Source organism: Candidatus Jordarchaeum sp. (genome assembly GCF_052745115.1).
The window spans coordinates 1-15,028 of sequence record NZ_JBRAKS010000059.1; the positions used below are offsets into that span (position 1 = coordinate 1).

Sequence of the window (15,028 nt, forward strand, 5' to 3'; positions counted from 1 at the left end):
TAGGAGGGGAACCGCGGTCTCCAACCGGCCACCACAACAGGTTAAAAACTGGGAGTGGGGAATTAAACACGGGGAAAGCCTTCCCCGGGGACAAATTTTTCTGAAAGGTTTTTGAATCCAAGCAAAGAAAACAAGCAGTAATTGATAAAAAACGAAAAAACCTCAAAATATTCGTAAAGGGTGCGGAAAGTGGGATTTAAAAAATATTCATTATTTTTCTTTACCCAACCTAAATGCGCTCACCAAATCGCGAAGATGGGACACCATTTCCTCTTTTAGGGGCTCGATAGCTGATATATCGACGTCTGGACTTTCCTTAAGGAATTCAATGGCCTGAATTACACCGTTTTCTACAACTACTCTAGGAATAAAGTCTTCTGCCAGAAATATTCCTTCTGGAGGATTGACACGCTCTAATTTCCTTTCAACACTCTCCTTACCAAAAATACTGGTTTTGCTTTCCTTAATCGCATATAACGCATGCCCGGCAATAACCAGTTCCCTAACTAACCCCTGTGGAACCTCGATCTTTTCGAGCTTGGCCATAATTTCCTCTTCTCTTAGACTCGGTTTCTCGATTGTGGCTGTGGTGGCCCTAAGCTTAGGCTCTGATCTAACCACAATCCTCGGCTCCGGTATTGATGCCGGTCTTGTTTTTAGTTCTGGTGTTGGTTCGGGTTCTATTTCTACTGTTGATGATGTTACTGGTGTCGGCGCTTCTACTGATCCTTTTATTACTGGTTTTGGTTTTGCGGTGGGTTTCATTCCTATTAGGGCAAGAAAGTCTGCTTCTTCGTCTGTTTCGTCCATGGCTACAACTTTATAAGCGAATCCGTATTCGGTTCTGAGGGCCGCTGCCCTACGTGCTCCAACGAATTTTTTACGCACCGGGCTGTTTTTTCCTTTCCAAAGGTAAATTTTCTTGTTGTTTTCTGCAATTACAATAAGTACCCTATCGCTTGTTAAAAGGTTCTTGTCAAGTTGGTCTATGTTATCTACTTCTCCGTCTCCTTTAACGTCATAGACTAAAAGGCTCATCATAATCACTTTCTCGCGCTTTTTCTTATGGTTAAATTATGTTTTATTAGTTTAAAACGTTTCTCTTTATGATTCTTAATAGTTTTTAGTGTTTTTTTATTTTTCGGGAGTCTTAAAATTAGGTAAACTATTGATTATACCATAATTTGGAGTTTAAAAATTTTCCACCCACTTTTAAACCCGCCCCTATTTTGGGTTTTATTTGAAATATACTAATTTGAAAAATTTTTTTATATTAATAATTTTGTGAATTGAAATATTTTTTAACCACAAGTATTTTTGATTGACTGTTAAAGTCATTGTGGAAAGGGATATGTTTAATTTGTTTATCTGCTTATTGATACTTGTACTCCGATTATTCTTAACACAAAATTGGTCATGTTCATCTTCTCCATTTAATTAAGGCGATTAGTGATGCCCGGTAAAAAATCTGAGAATTTAAATAATTTGCTTGAAAAGTTTGATTCATCCAGTGGATTAATTGAATTATTAGTCCAAGTTTTTATCAAGATACTGAGTGAACTTGATAATCGTCTAAAAGATGTTGAGAAAAAATATTTGGAACTTGAAAGTCACCTAAAAAATTTCGGCTCAAACTTAACAAATATCTCAGAAAAATTAAACGATGAACAAAATAATCTAAAGAAAAAATTTGAGCAAAAAAATACTGAGCTTATAGAATCTATTGAAAATCTTAATAAAAACCAAAAAACTATTCTGTCAGCCCAAAGTTCTCTCGAAACATCTATACAGCACCTTGAACGAAATTTTAATGAGTTAAATCGCATGATGGAAAAACGCATGATCGAAATCTCGGAAAATGTAGTAACTATAATTTCTCCAGTTGAAAACTGGAACAAGGAAATGAGTATAATAAAAGCAGATGTTGATAGACTATCTCGTGAAATCGGGAAAAAATTTCTGGGTGAGAAGTGATGCTCGAATTTGAGGAAATTGAATCCAAAAAAATTCATCGTTTTTACATTGTAGACGCCCATCACCATCTGGGGGCAGATGTTGATGGTCACAGTAATAGAAACCCAGTTGCACCAGGTGGAACCTTCGATTTCTACGTTAAAGTGGGCAAACAACTATCAAAACTATTTTCTAACAAGCCCCATATATTTAGATTTAGTCCCCTTGGATTTCTGAATGAAATTGTGCGAAATAATAAGAAATGGAAGGACACCTTAAATGGGACCTGGGTCGTGGATCAGACCGTGGTATTCCCTTTCAATGATGAGTTTAAATGGAGGGATGAAGACGAGGGAAAGGCAATCTACTGGCGTTCTAATGATAACATTGCTCGATGGGTAACTCGTGCACCCTATTCGCTCCGATTGATAGGATTTGGAAGAGTGGTTCCGGCAGAGGGTGAGCTTGCCGTAAATGAGCTGCATAGAATGGTGGAAACGCTTGGGCTCAGAGGATTAAAAGTTCATCCTCGATCCGACGGTTGGAGTGGTGAAATAGTTTCCATAGAAGTTAAAAACATTCTAGTAGAAGCGGCAAAACTTAACATTCCAGTTCTTTTTGACACTCGAGGCTTTGGCCAAGTGTTAGATATTCACGAAGTGACCAGGATGGCTAGAGGCGAACTACAGTCTATAGATAAGGCGCTTGTTTATAATCTTAAGGTAATTTTAGCACACATAGGTTTCCACCTTGGGCATCACGAATTATTCACAGTGTTAAGTCATCCCAACATTTATGGCGACACCTCAGGAGTTCATGATGCAGGAATTCCCCGATTATTTGAAGAAGCCAAAGAAATTCTACAACCCAATCTTGGAAGGTATAGGAACTGGTCAGAGAAAATACTTTTCGGCACCGATTACAACTATTTTGATGTACCACACGCAGTCCAATTCATTTCATACGTTCTGAGTAAAGACTTTCCAGGTGGTACAGAAGATGCCCAACGAGTTCTAGGCTCTAATCTTCTGAAACTGGTTCCCCCCTTCAAAAGAGAAATCAAAACAAATTTCGCCAAGATAAACGTGGCAATGGATTTGGCAGAGTCAACAGAAAGAACACTAGCAAAAGAGGTCGCTGTACAGGTGGGTGATGAATCATACGAACTTTCCAGTATCGATTTTTTCATAGATCCTCACCCTAACTTTAAGGTTAGGCCCCGGGACTTTAAGCTAACAATATCCAGAAAGAAAAATGAACATTTTGAAGATATAAACCTGATAGTGATTTCCTTGTTAGATATGTTAACAATAGCTCGATTAGATAATAATATGATGAACTCTTTACCCATAAAAAATAGAATACTTCGATACGACGATGCAATTTTACGCAGATCTTTCTACGAAAAACTATGGCCGGAAAGTCTAGAAATCGATCCTCAAAAAATGTTTGAATTTATAAAATCTATAACTAAAACCGAGAATTCTAACTAGCAAATGGTAAAAACTAGAATCACCCGAATCTGATAAATGAATAGTTGCTATAACCATAAAAGAATTAAAGTCTGAATCTAATCTTATTATTGGAAACCCGAAATCAATTGGGGTTCCTCTCAAAATGGGAGGAAAGCAAAAGTGTCGGAAAGAGATGAAGAATCAAAGGATTTGGAAGAATCTGGCGAAGAAGAGATTAAGAAGCTAGAAAAGCTTGAGAAAAAGGAAGAAGCAGAAGAGCCTGTCGAAGGATTAGAAGAAGAGAAAGAGAAGCCTGAGAAAAAAATTGAAGAAGCCGTTGAAGAAGAGATAGTAAAAAAGAAACCGGAAGAAGAACTTGAAGCAGCACCTCAACAGCCTGGAATTAAGCTTAAGATTGCTACTCAGGAAGGATTAAGTGGCTATGTTTTAATTAATGAAAGTGAAGCGGAAAGCCTGAATGCTATGGAAGGCTCAGTTATAGAATTCGAAGATCCCTTGTCAGGAACCTGGGGGGTCGCTCTATCTCGCCCAGACGTCGACACGCCTATCGGAGAAATCGTGATGGAGCCTTCTCTCTGCGAAGCCTGCGGATTGGACGAGGACTTTGAGGTCACAGTAAGAAAATTTATCGGAAAACCACAAAAAATTGTTAGAATAGTCTTTGGAATTGAGGCTATCTCTGGTTCTTCAGAAGACTCTATACAAGGCGTTATTGAAGCGAAGGAAAAATTCCAGGAATTCTTAGATCACAGAGTGGTTTTTAAAGATTGGGTGTTAAAGTGGCCCCAAAAGGAAATAAATATTCATATATCTTCAACCGAGCCTAGCTTATCCGGAAAGCAAATCGGAGTAATTAATTTTTCAGAACTCAAAGACTATGAAATAAAACCATGGCGAGCAGCAGTCCCATTTAACGCAATACTACTGATAGATGTTTCAAGAAGCATGTTAACTGAAGATATGACAGTTAAAAATATCACTCCCGCAGTGGAAGCCATAAAGACTCTAGGAGCTGAAGTGCCTGAACTTAAAGAGTTTCTAGAACAGTTTAAAGAGGGAGAGAAAGTAAAGCGAGCCAGTGGAGCAGTTTTTGCAGCCTTACTCTACTTGGTAGAAAAGGTGGGAAGAGGATTTGGTGAAAAGATAGCAGTAATTACCTATAGTGAAACTGCGGACCCGTTAACCTTCCTAATGACTGGTGGTAAAAAACTTCCCTACTTCCATCCTGGTAAAAGCAAAATGTCTGGAGTATCACAACTAGGTCGTCTAATAATAGACCGATTAAACAAAGTTTCCAGCAGTCATACAAATATGTCCGAAGCTCTAATAGAGGCATCTAACATGATTTCACTATGGGAAAAAGAAGCACCCCAAGAAAAGAAACCCTCGATGATAGTGCTGCTATCTGACGGTTACCCCGATTTCTGGGAAGAAGGTCCACCAGTGGAAATGGCCCACAAGTATTTTGCAGAAAGAAAAGATGCTGTCATTTTCACAGTGGGAATCGGAAGCGAAATACAAGAGAGAATAATGGAAGCCATCGCAAGCGCAGGTAGAGGCATATTCTTTAAAGCCGAAGACTTGGGGCAATTATTGCAATGGTACCAGAAACTTGCTCGGGACTTGATAGTTAGGTTAGAAGTAGATTAACAATATTTTTTCAATTTCAAACTAAAAAATGAGAAAAAATTTTTAACAGGGTTTAGGCTTCCGGAACTATCGTTACTTCAACTAGTGAGTTCAGTACTAGTTTATTCGGAATTTCCTTAGGTTGTTCTGGATTTTCTAAATCGAAAATCATTGTTCCAAGGTAGTATGTTCGCAAATCATTTGATTTTTTTATCTCCCATATTATGGGCTGATCCAATGGTCTAACTGGTTTTCCCTTGGTTAGGATGGTATCCATCTTTTTCTGCATTAATGCATCTTTTGTATTTTTCTCAAAAATTCCGAAAACTATTCTAGCATTAATGTCGTAATCAGCAAAGCTTTGAACTATGGGAGTGATACTGAATTTCATAGTTTCACCCTGAAACATTACATATTCTGCTAAAGGCGGTTTACTGCTATAACCTACCCTGAATTTCGGCTTATCTAATTCAATTTTTAATCTCTTCTTGTTCACCCAACCTACTATACCATCCTGACTAAGAACAAGGTTTATGACACACTCCTTATCTACAATATGGGCAGGTATTTTAACCCCTATTTGTGCCAATAGCGTTTCCCTGGGTTTAAGATGTATGGGCACATCCTCTCTGAAAACTCTCTCCCCCTCTATTTCCCCCTCAAAATTTAGATCAAAAGCTATCTTGTCATCAATTCTGTTTGCTACTTGTATCATCAGATCATAAGCTGATCCTGGGGTGAAGTAATCCGGCATGTTCTGGAAAGTCACTTCTACCGCTCTTCCCAAATTAATTACCGGAACCTCATGAATGGATTCTAGGATGGGTTTTCCATTTTTGATAAGTGTGGCCTTGAAACAGAAGTGTTCGGTAGCCTGAGGAATGTTTAGGGGTTTTACATCAATTATTGCTTCTGATGGAAAGTCGTCTATGCTTTTAGTAAGTATTAATTGGTTTTGGTCATTGATGATGGCTTCTACATTGAGGACCAAGGGTTTTTCAACTTCTTTGAGTTTTCCCACTCTCAATTTTCCACTAACTGGCATATTTACAAAAACTCTCTTGGGAACATCCATCCATTCGATTTCTATTGGCGGACCCTTAACAAGTCTAAACCTGTGTGGAAACTCCTCATGTTCAAGTAAACTCCCCCCCTGATAGAGTTCTACGGCAATCTTCATTATGTCACTACGAAGATTTTTGAGTGCGTCCTCAGTTGTTTTCCAATTGGTGGTTATTACCGAAACTTTGGTAGGATCTATGGTTTCTTCTTTCAGAACCAATTCAAAATTCTGTGTACTTGCCGATTTTAATTTAACGATTACATCAAGTGAGTCTGTGGAAGAAATTCTTGTTGCATCTACGGAGAAACTGATTTCAAATGGCTCTCCAATATGATATGTTTTGCTAGGTTCTTTCATCATTTCAAGGGCAACTTCAGGTGTCTGGAAGAATACTCGGAAAGTAGGAGACCTATTTTCAGAAATAACCTTTCCATTCTGGTCTAAGACCTGAGCCATAATGGAACACTGAGGACTAAGGAAGGATGATTTCGCCATCCGAGGATGTAGAACTAAAGGTGGAATTTCGTTCCAACTGCCTTCCTGCTGTGCCTCTAATGCATCTTTAGCCCATTGTAGTTTAGCCATTTCTTCAGACATAGCAACGAATAATTCTTGTCCTTTTGCGTGTAGGGGCCGTAACTTTTTACCCCAGGGCTGTTCCCCGTTTGAGATTGAATAAAGTTCTTCGTTCTGATCGGTGTCTAAAATCGATACTCTTAATGTTAAATTCATATCCAGGGGTGTAGCGTTCTCCACAAATACCGCATAGGGAACTTCGGTTGCGCCAGTCACTATCACCCCATCAACTTGTGCAATGAGGTTACTAGTACATGCGACATGATAAGCCTGTATCGTGTTTCTTTCAATCGACATGATTTCATTTCCGACTTTTAGTTCGGTTTTCATCATGTACTGCGTAATACCGATTTCTGTGTTAAATTCGAATTCTCCAACCCTTTTCTCCGCAGGTTCTAATCTTTCCACTTTAAATGTTTCACCGAGTTTTTCTTCACCCAAACTGTCATAAATCGCACTGGCAATCAATATATTCTCCAAAGGCTTTTTACCTTTATTTTCTAAAAATATTTTACAGATTACAGGTTGTCCCTCAAAAACTACTTCGGGTTCAATCTTTATATCCATACTTGCAGTCGCTGGAGCTATTTCCTGCAGATTAGGTGTGCCGAGAACAGGATCGCTCCAGACATTAGCACAGCTTTGATCAGCTATGATTTGTAGTTCACGGGTTAAACGCTCCATATCCTCGGATAGCTCAACGAATTTTAATAACTGATAATCTGCGGTAGTTAGTGGTGGAGAAAAACCGCCTCCTAAATCGCCATAAACTGTCAATAGAACCGGTTTGAGATACTCTGTACGCAGCACACCCATTTCTTCAAATTCTTCCTTAAGAAAGAGCAGCATGTTTTTAACTGCATCCAGCATCCTTTTCAGAGGCTCCTGGCCATCATGCGGTTCCTCAAGATAGTAAAACTTAGAGAACTCTGGGTGCTTTTTCATGAATCCATCTAGTTCTTTTTGTTTAAAGAAGGGTCCCGTTAACCCCCATCTTATAGCTGATCTCCGATTCTTAACTAGAGAATCAGAATCTATATCGGGGATTTTTTCGCCTTTTTGGAACATTTTTTTAGCTTTCAAAGCTAGTGCCTGAATTAAAACCGCTAAGGCGATTCTTCTAATAACACTAATCTGAGAGTCAAATACCCGTACTTCCACGGTTCCAAAGTTAGTGAAGGGGAACATATCACACATGCGAGCGGGAACACGCCCTACTATGCTCTCAAACTTCTTTTCATCGTAACCCTCAAGATAAGGAATATAGTGTTGAGCATCATCCGGCCCCAGTTGCTTAATATTTTTCTCCAATCTCACGCTCCTAACACATCTTGGGGCCTGCAGCCTTCCCTCCTTTATCTCAACGATGTCGGTGGGTTTTCCCTCCACAAATGGAGAGTTTACAGATAACGCAATCAAATGAGGCAAAAAAGCTCTAAGCAGGTTATAAACATAAATTCTAAGATTCGAGTCGGGGACTCCAATATGGTGGTGATCACCGAAACTGAGTCCTTGCTGAAAATCCATAAGAGGATTCAAACCTGTCGTAACAACCTTCACACCTGGCGGAAGTGCATCATGAGAAAGTTTCACAAGAGTGTGCGCCCACCAAGTCAACTCCTCAAAGGTATCACATGGAGGCGTTGCTACCTCTAAAATCCAAGTGATTGTACCAATATGAGGATCTCTACCGAGGATTTCTACATCTATTTGTTTACCATCAGGCAGCTTGTAAGTGCATACTAGGGTGTCGCCTCTCTTCTTTATCTGTTCTACTCTTATGTTTGAAATCTTTTTATTTACGAAGGCGGTCACAGGGTCTGACTGTTTCTTTAAGATATTTTTTAGATTTGTCTCTGCATCCTCGACAATTTTACCCATAATGCTTACCATTTTTTCTCCGTCAATCCAGACTCCCTTAAGGTTTACGATCTGAATTTCCATCTCTATACCGTGCGTGAAAGGCATTTTCATTAATTGTAAGGCGTTCTGAGACGACATGGTTAAATACCTTCTATTAGGAGATTTCTTTCTCGACTATTTCACAGAGAATTTGGACTAATTCGCGAATCTTATTTATTTCAACAATATCTTTTGTGATAGTTAAGTCAAGAACTGATACTACTATTTTTTCAGATTCTGCCATAAGTTTCAAACAGTATGTTAGGCTACCCCCACCAAAGAGCTCTTCATCGTCTTCTACACTGATATTTTTATCAAGCAACTCTTTAAGCTTTTCTCGAATATTATGAGAATCTCTTCTAAACTTCTTGTCGACAAAAATTTTACCTCCTCCCGAAGGTAATTGGGGAAGGGTCCTTAAATTTATGACGATTGCTACCTTATTTGCAGATTTGTTAATCTTCTCCACAAAGAGCATTTTAACAATCTTTGTGAAGCTCTCACTAATCTCTACTTTTCCCTCATAATCCGGGAAGAAGAAGTAATTAAAAGGTTTATTCTTGTCCTCAAATTCTTCATAAATTTTCTCAATAATGCCAAATAATTTGTTATCTCCCTCCCCATAAGAAGTAGAACAAATAGCGAGAGGAATCCCCACATTTTCTGTTTCGGATACTCTGCTTATTCTGCCACTATTTTTGAAAGCTTCCAATTGCTCTGAAACAGATACACTATTAACCACCTTTTCCAGAATAGGAAAAACCTCTGTTTTATACTCGGAAATCAAGGAAACTGTTTCATCCAAGGCGGTTTTATATTTTTTTAATAATTCAAAGAATTCTAGGGTGGCTCTTTGAAGCTTTTCAGTTGCCTTAGTTGCCTCATCTCCGATTTCCAAGATTTTTCACCTACTTATTATCGGGAAACTCCTTGATCAATCTAAGAATCTCTATCTCACGTTTCTTAAACTCCCCCAATTGCTCATTTAGAACATTAACAGTGGACCTAATCTCCTCCATCATTTCCTCTATAACAGATGCCCTCTCCTCCAACAATCTAAGAGTTTCTTCCAAACCTCCACTCTCAACTTTGCCGAGACTAGAAATTATCCCCTCCAAGTTTTCAAACTTACTTTCAAGAACCTTAACCCGGCTCATGTCTCTCTCCAGATTTTTAATTCTCTCCTCTAACTCCATTAGTCTCTTACCAAAAAGATTAAAGGGCCTAGCCTTCTCGTCTATCTCTGCTGATCCCCCTTCCATATTAGCTGCTTCAGTGTTCAGTGGTGTCTCAGCTTTCATACTTACTAAATCTGCCTGCCTTTTCCCCTTAATTTCTCCCTTCCCTTCAGTTACGGATTCTTTAATGAGCACCTCTGCCTCCCCCTCCTCATCTTTCGCTGTTACACCCACACGGTAAGCATCATATATTTCTCCTAAAATTTCTGCAAATTCCCGGTTCTCTGCTTCTTTACCACTAGCAGAAAAAACGCATGTCATCTTATTTGAATAATTTAACCCCCAAATACCCACTTTACCATTATTAAGCCACCAGGTAAAAACACTAGATGAAAAAGGTTTATCCTCAAACCAGTTTTGAACAGATTTAGCAATTAACTTGAGTTCACGAGACGGCAAATCTCCTTTCTCAAACTCATTTCTAACCCAGGCATAATCAATTAACCGATTCTCCACACCTTTCTTCAACCAGTCTGGAAGTCCTTCCCTAAAAATGGTCAGCCCTCTATACCTATAGGAACGCTCCTCAAAACCCAGAAGCGAAAACATATGGGCAATAATAATTTTAGTATCCTTCTCCTTTGTTCTAAAAACACAAGCCCAACCCTCTCTGCCATCACAAACACAGCAAAACCTCTCCATGTCAAAATCCAAAATAAGAATACATGAAAGTCCAGACCTATAAATTAGAGGCGCAACAACTTCTCCCACAAGTAAATTGAAAAGCTTAACCAAGGGAAAAGAGTTCAAGGGATCCAGAAGAGGTCCTCTATACACACATAGGCTATGAGCTTTACCCGATTCACTCCCCAAAACCTCAAGAAACTCCTCTAAAATATCCATCTCCACAAAAACATATCCTGTTACAGTACCAATATGGACACCATACCACTTATCAAGCCACTGTCTCAATTCTTCAGCGTGTCTCTTCATCAAAACCACCATCAGAAGAGAGGTTAGCTCACAAAACCCGCTATCACCAATCACTTTTCAATAGACATATATGTAAATTATCTCAATAATCACAAAAAAACGTTCCCCCCATGCAAAAATCATTCCAGCAACTCGGAAAAATAAAAAATCTAGTATGTATTTAGCTGTTGTGATTAAGAGGCGGATAATAAGGCTCTCATTGCTGAAAGATGATTTAATTCGCCTTCTTATTTTATTGGCGTTCATCACGGGAGAAAAGAACTAAAAATAGATCCTTTTTCGGAAAAAGGAGGTGTAAAAAGCCAGATCGATTTCCATGAGCTAAATACATACAAAATCTAGAATCCACTCAAGAAGTGTCTCCCCCTCAAAAATAAACAACCTTTACAAGCTTAAAACCGCAATCAAATTATTATAAATACCATTGAAAATAAAAAGTGCTCTAAAAATTTAAAATAAATTATTAAAAAAACATAGGGGGAGTGTCTACCACAATATGCGATAGGACACCCTTAAAACTCCTTAGGCAAACTAGCCATAGTACCTAAAAGAACCCCAAATCCGTCCGCATAGCTTACCAGAGTCATTAAACTTCCCTCAAGTTTTATTTGACCTGACATTATAGCCTCTCTAGCCATCAATTCCGCCTTACCAATCCGCACCCAAACATCATAAGGTCCCTCAAGAACATAATCAGCGCTGTCTCCCTCTTTAGCTTCCTTTAGATTCTCGATTTTACCATTATTAATCTCAAAGTAAAACATGCGGCCCTTGTCCGTAGCTTTGAGAATCATGCTACCCTGAAAGTCTGCCATACTGCTCTCAAAAGACGGATTTTTATTCAGATCTCCTGCAAGATTTTTGAAAAATTCTAGTGTGAAAAATCCAACCATTATGCTTCACCTCTCAATTCTAATATTATTCTTTACGTTTTTCTATCTTATTGCATTTACTATCTAAATCTTTCTTCTCATTTAGCATAGTGCTTTCTACGATCCTCCAGATACCTAGCATCAGGAGGAATATCCCCTTCCTTAACCATTTTAACATTTGATTTAATGCGTAGGGCCTGTTTAAATTCTTCCTTAAGTTTGCTTTCCCATTGACTAAACTTTGACGGGTCTTTACCTTCTACAACAACCGTCATCTCATCATAATCCCCGGGTCTCTCAACAATAATTTGTAGCCTTCCAAGCTCCGGATACTGCTTCACCACGTCCTGCGCCTGCTTGGGATGAATGAAAACTCCTTTAACCTTGGTCAACATATCAACCCTACCACGAATACCTAATATACGCGCCTCGGTACGGCCGCACTTACAGACTTCCTCGGTGAGAACCGAAGCATCCCCAGTACGATACCTAATTAAGGGCAAAGCCTCTCTGTCAAAAGGAGTCGCCACAATTTCACCTTCCTCACCAGGCTCAACCCTCTCAAGAGTGTTAGGATCAATAATCTCCAGAAAATACAACTCCTCGTTTACATGCATCCCATTATGATACTCACATTCCCTAGTCATAACACCAAGCTCTGCTACACCATAAGCATCAAATAATTCCATGTCGAAAGTGTCTTGAAGTTTTTTCCTAAGATCTGGCGGTAGTGGTTCAGCTCCGCAGATGCCGATTTTTAGTTTGAGGTCTTTTTTAGGGTCGACACCCATTTTCTGGGCTTCTTCTGCCAGTCGGGCCAGAAAGCTGGGAGTGCCTGCGTAAATGGTTGTTCCTAGTTTTTTCATGAAGTCTATTTGCATTCTAGTTTCCCCAGTGCCTGCAGGTATTATAGTTAATCCTGCTTCTTCTGCCGCTATATGGGCGAATAGGCCTGCGGGCATGAAGTGGTAGGATAAAGTTATTTGTATTATATCCCCTTCCCCTGCGCCTCCAGTAATTATACCCTTAGCCATATTTTTTCTCGTTGTCATAACGTCTTCTTGTGTATAGGGTTCGAATATTGGTCCTGGTGAGATAAATACTAGTCGCAGTTTTTCTTTGGGGACCGCTAAGAACTCGCCGTAGGGCGGTTGTTCTCTCTGGCTAGTTACCAATTCATGTTTACTTGTAAATGGCACTTTTTTGCAAAAGTCGTCCAGTGACTTGATGTCTGCTGGTTTAATTCCTGCCTGGTCGAATTTTCTGTGGTAGTAGGGGGATTTCTCATAGGCGTGACGAACCATTTCTAATACTTTCTTTTCCTGAAATTTTCTCAATTCATCTCTAGGCATAGTTTCAATTTTGGAATAAAACTTGCTTGCCATTTATTTTCCTCCACACCATTTTTGTGGAACAAATAATTAAGTCATTTTAAACTAAACTACTTTCCCTTAAAACTCATATTTAACAATTTTCTCTTTTCTTATCTTGAAGAATTTTAAAAAACCTACATAAAATTTGCATCTTAGACAAATTATGAAAAGCCTTTCAGATTTTCATGTAAAAATAAATCTCTTGAGATGGTCAATAACTATTTTTATTAATGTTTTCTAATTCTAATTAAGGTAAATCAATAGTAGATTCAGTATTGAGTAAATTTGCATAATAAATTAGGGAGGGTGGATTTGTAGAACTCTTTTCTTTCCTAGAAAAACTCGCTTCTGTCCACCCAATCTGGGAAGTACTGGTAGTATTCGTTAGGTTTAGCCTTTTTAAGTCCTTGGTATGTTGCTCTGGTGAGAGCCAGCACGCCTTTCTTATCCCGGTAATTTTTAACAAGCTCCTTCTCTTCCAGCATCATGAGTATCTCGTCAAGCTTCTCCTCATCTGTCCTCAAACGGGCCAGAAGCTGGTCACGGCTAAAATGAAGACCCGGATTAATCCTCCAATAATCGGCCAAAACATCCAGCACAGTATTCTCATCAACCTCGGTACCATCGGGTAGAGGAGTAACCTCCATGTATGGAATCGGCATCTGGAGTTCAGGGTGCATCTCACGCCAAGGAGCCTTGAAATCACTCGCATGAATCCGCAAACCCTGCCTATATAACAGAAGCCTCAAAACCTCATTAGTACCAGCGCCAATTTCGAGAATCTTAACATCCCTCAGAATTGCTTCAATGGGGTAAAACCGTGTGAGGCCGTCTCCACCCATAATCTGGATACAGTCAAGCGCCGACTTTCTCATAGCCTCAGTAATGAAAACCTTAGCCGCAGTAGATTCCAAGAAGGGGCCAAGCGGAGCCATTCCACCCGTATCTATTTGGTACGCAATATAGTAGGCAAGCAACCTAAGAATCTTCCAGTTCGCAACCATATCCGCTACCTTCAACTGATTAGCTTGGAACTCTTTCGTAGGCTGACCGAACTGAACTCTCCTATCCATACTGAAAGCCGCGTATCTCACACATTCTCTAATGGCAGAAACGCCAGCAATGGCACCAAGCGTTCTCTCAAAATTCAAACCGCTTATCATAATGTTCCAACCCATTCCCTCGCCGGCAAGAACGTTTGCCGCGGGGACTCTGGCATCATCAAAATTCAGATACCCGTTGCGAACGCCATCCCAACCAATCAACTCGTTAATCTTCTCAATACTGAACCCGGGCGTACCCTTTTCCACCAGTATCCCTGTAAGGTGCTTATAACCCTTAATATCCGCAGGCTTATCACTAGTTTTAGCATAAATCATGTAAACATCCGCTAAACCCGCATTAGTGATGAATCTTTTCTTCCCGTTGAGAATATACTCATCTCCATCCTTAACCGCTGTTGTTTCAACATGAGCAGCATCACTACCAATAAATGGTTCAGTAATGCAAACAGCACCCATAATATCTCCTCGAGCAAATTTGGGAAGCCAATTCTCCTTCTGCTCCTTATTACCAAAATGCACGGTCTGATGGCAACCGCCGAACATCGTGGTAGCGAAAGATGTTGCTATTGCTCCGAGGCGGGCGATTCCTTCCATTCCGATGCAGCATCCGGTGACTCCGGCCTCTTTTCCCATTCCGCCGTACTCTTCGGGAATGATGGTTGCGGGCCAACCGTCTTTTAAAACCTTGTCCATAAGGTCGTAGGGAAACTCTTTTTTATAGGCGGCCTCTGTGGCTCTTCCTATATTTTTATCCACAAATTCTTCAATCTTATCCGCTAATTCACAGTGGGTTTTATTCCACCAAGGATATTTATCCAAAACAAAACCACCTTTCAATGTTAGTTTTTTCCCAGTAATTTTGGGTCACTAATAAACCTATTGACAAAAATAGTAACGCTCTTAAATAAGATTTTTGTGGCTGATTTTTCCAGTTTTCTTATGAAGGTTTT

Annotated in this window: 10 protein-coding genes; 3 read left to right on the top strand and 7 right to left on the bottom strand. The window is 39.6% G+C overall.

The annotated features are described in order from the left end of the window. Positions 1-210: 210 nt before the first annotated feature. Complete coding sequence (locus ACUVXA_RS06130) at positions 211-1,041, bottom strand: hypothetical protein (RefSeq protein ID WP_445870363.1); 831 nt, start codon at positions 1,039-1,041, stop codon at positions 211-213. A gap of 411 nt (positions 1,042-1,452) precedes the next feature. Between ACUVXA_RS06130 and ACUVXA_RS06135 the strand changes: the two genes are divergently transcribed. From ACUVXA_RS06135 to ACUVXA_RS06145, 3 genes are all read left to right on the top strand, one after another. Next, positions 1,453-1,974 carry a hypothetical protein gene (locus ACUVXA_RS06135; protein ID WP_445870364.1) on the top strand — a complete coding sequence of 174 codons (522 nt, stop codon included), beginning with the start codon at positions 1,453-1,455 and terminating at the stop codon, positions 1,972-1,974. Then, entirely contained in the window at positions 1,974-3,446 is a 1,473-nt protein-coding gene (locus ACUVXA_RS06140; RefSeq protein ID WP_445870365.1) for an amidohydrolase family protein, read from the top strand. Before ACUVXA_RS06135 ends, ACUVXA_RS06140 begins: the two co-directional genes overlap by 1 nt. Positions 3,447-3,587: 141 nt before the next feature. Beyond that, a complete protein-coding gene (locus tag ACUVXA_RS06145) occupies positions 3,588-5,078 on the top strand; it encodes a vWA domain-containing protein (protein WP_445870366.1) in 1,491 nt (496 codons plus the stop codon). A gap of 52 nt (positions 5,079-5,130) precedes the next feature. Here ACUVXA_RS06145 and ACUVXA_RS06150 read toward each other — a convergent pair whose 3' ends face one another. The 6 genes from ACUVXA_RS06150 to ACUVXA_RS06175 form a co-directional block, all read right to left on the bottom strand. After that, on the bottom strand, positions 5,131-8,697 hold the full coding sequence (locus ACUVXA_RS06150; protein WP_445870367.1) for a carboxylate-amine ligase: 3,567 nt from the start codon (positions 8,695-8,697) through the stop codon (positions 5,131-5,133). A 16-nt stretch (positions 8,698-8,713) separates the two neighbouring features. Further along, complete coding sequence (locus tag ACUVXA_RS06155) at positions 8,714-9,496, bottom strand: hypothetical protein (protein ID WP_445870368.1); 783 nt, start codon at positions 9,494-9,496, stop codon at positions 8,714-8,716. A 10-nt stretch (positions 9,497-9,506) separates the two neighbouring features. Further along, on the bottom strand, positions 9,507-10,769 hold the full coding sequence (locus tag ACUVXA_RS06160) for a hypothetical protein (RefSeq protein ID WP_445870369.1): 1,263 nt from the start codon (positions 10,767-10,769) through the stop codon (positions 9,507-9,509). A 512-nt stretch (positions 10,770-11,281) separates the two neighbouring features. Continuing rightward, entirely contained in the window at positions 11,282-11,662 is a 381-nt protein-coding gene (locus ACUVXA_RS06165) for an SCP2 sterol-binding domain-containing protein (protein WP_445870370.1), read from the bottom strand. A 77-nt stretch (positions 11,663-11,739) separates the two neighbouring features. Continuing rightward, on the bottom strand, positions 11,740-13,026 hold the full coding sequence (locus ACUVXA_RS06170) for a phenylacetate--CoA ligase family protein (protein ID WP_445870371.1): 1,287 nt from the start codon (positions 13,024-13,026) through the stop codon (positions 11,740-11,742). 320 nt (positions 13,027-13,346) lie between these two features. Beyond that, the gene (locus tag ACUVXA_RS06175; RefSeq protein ID WP_445870372.1) at positions 13,347-14,897 is read right to left on the bottom strand and encodes an acyl-CoA dehydrogenase family protein; all 1,551 of its coding nucleotides are present in this window, start codon (positions 14,895-14,897) and stop codon (positions 13,347-13,349) included. Positions 14,898-15,028 lie beyond the last annotated feature (131 nt).

Excerpts from the sequence above, each read along its gene's own strand:
- ACUVXA_RS06130 (WP_445870363.1), bottom strand. The coding sequence starts at position 1,041 with ATGATGAGCCTTTTAGTCTATGACGTTAAAGGAGACGGAGAAGTAGAT.
- ACUVXA_RS06135 (WP_445870364.1), top strand. The coding sequence starts at position 1,453 with ATGCCCGGTAAAAAATCTGAGAATTTAAATAATTTGCTTGAAAAGTTT.
- ACUVXA_RS06140 (WP_445870365.1), top strand. The coding sequence starts at position 1,974 with ATGCTCGAATTTGAGGAAATTGAATCCAAAAAAATTCATCGTTTTTAC.
- ACUVXA_RS06150 (WP_445870367.1), bottom strand. The coding sequence starts at position 8,697 with ATGTCGTCTCAGAACGCCTTACAATTAATGAAAATGCCTTTCACGCAC.
- ACUVXA_RS06160 (WP_445870369.1), bottom strand. The coding sequence starts at position 10,769 with ATGAAGAGACACGCTGAAGAATTGAGACAGTGGCTTGATAAGTGGTAT.
- ACUVXA_RS06165 (WP_445870370.1), bottom strand. The coding sequence starts at position 11,662 with ATGGTTGGATTTTTCACACTAGAATTTTTCAAAAATCTTGCAGGAGAT.
- ACUVXA_RS06170 (WP_445870371.1), bottom strand. The coding sequence starts at position 13,026 with ATGGCAAGCAAGTTTTATTCCAAAATTGAAACTATGCCTAGAGATGAA.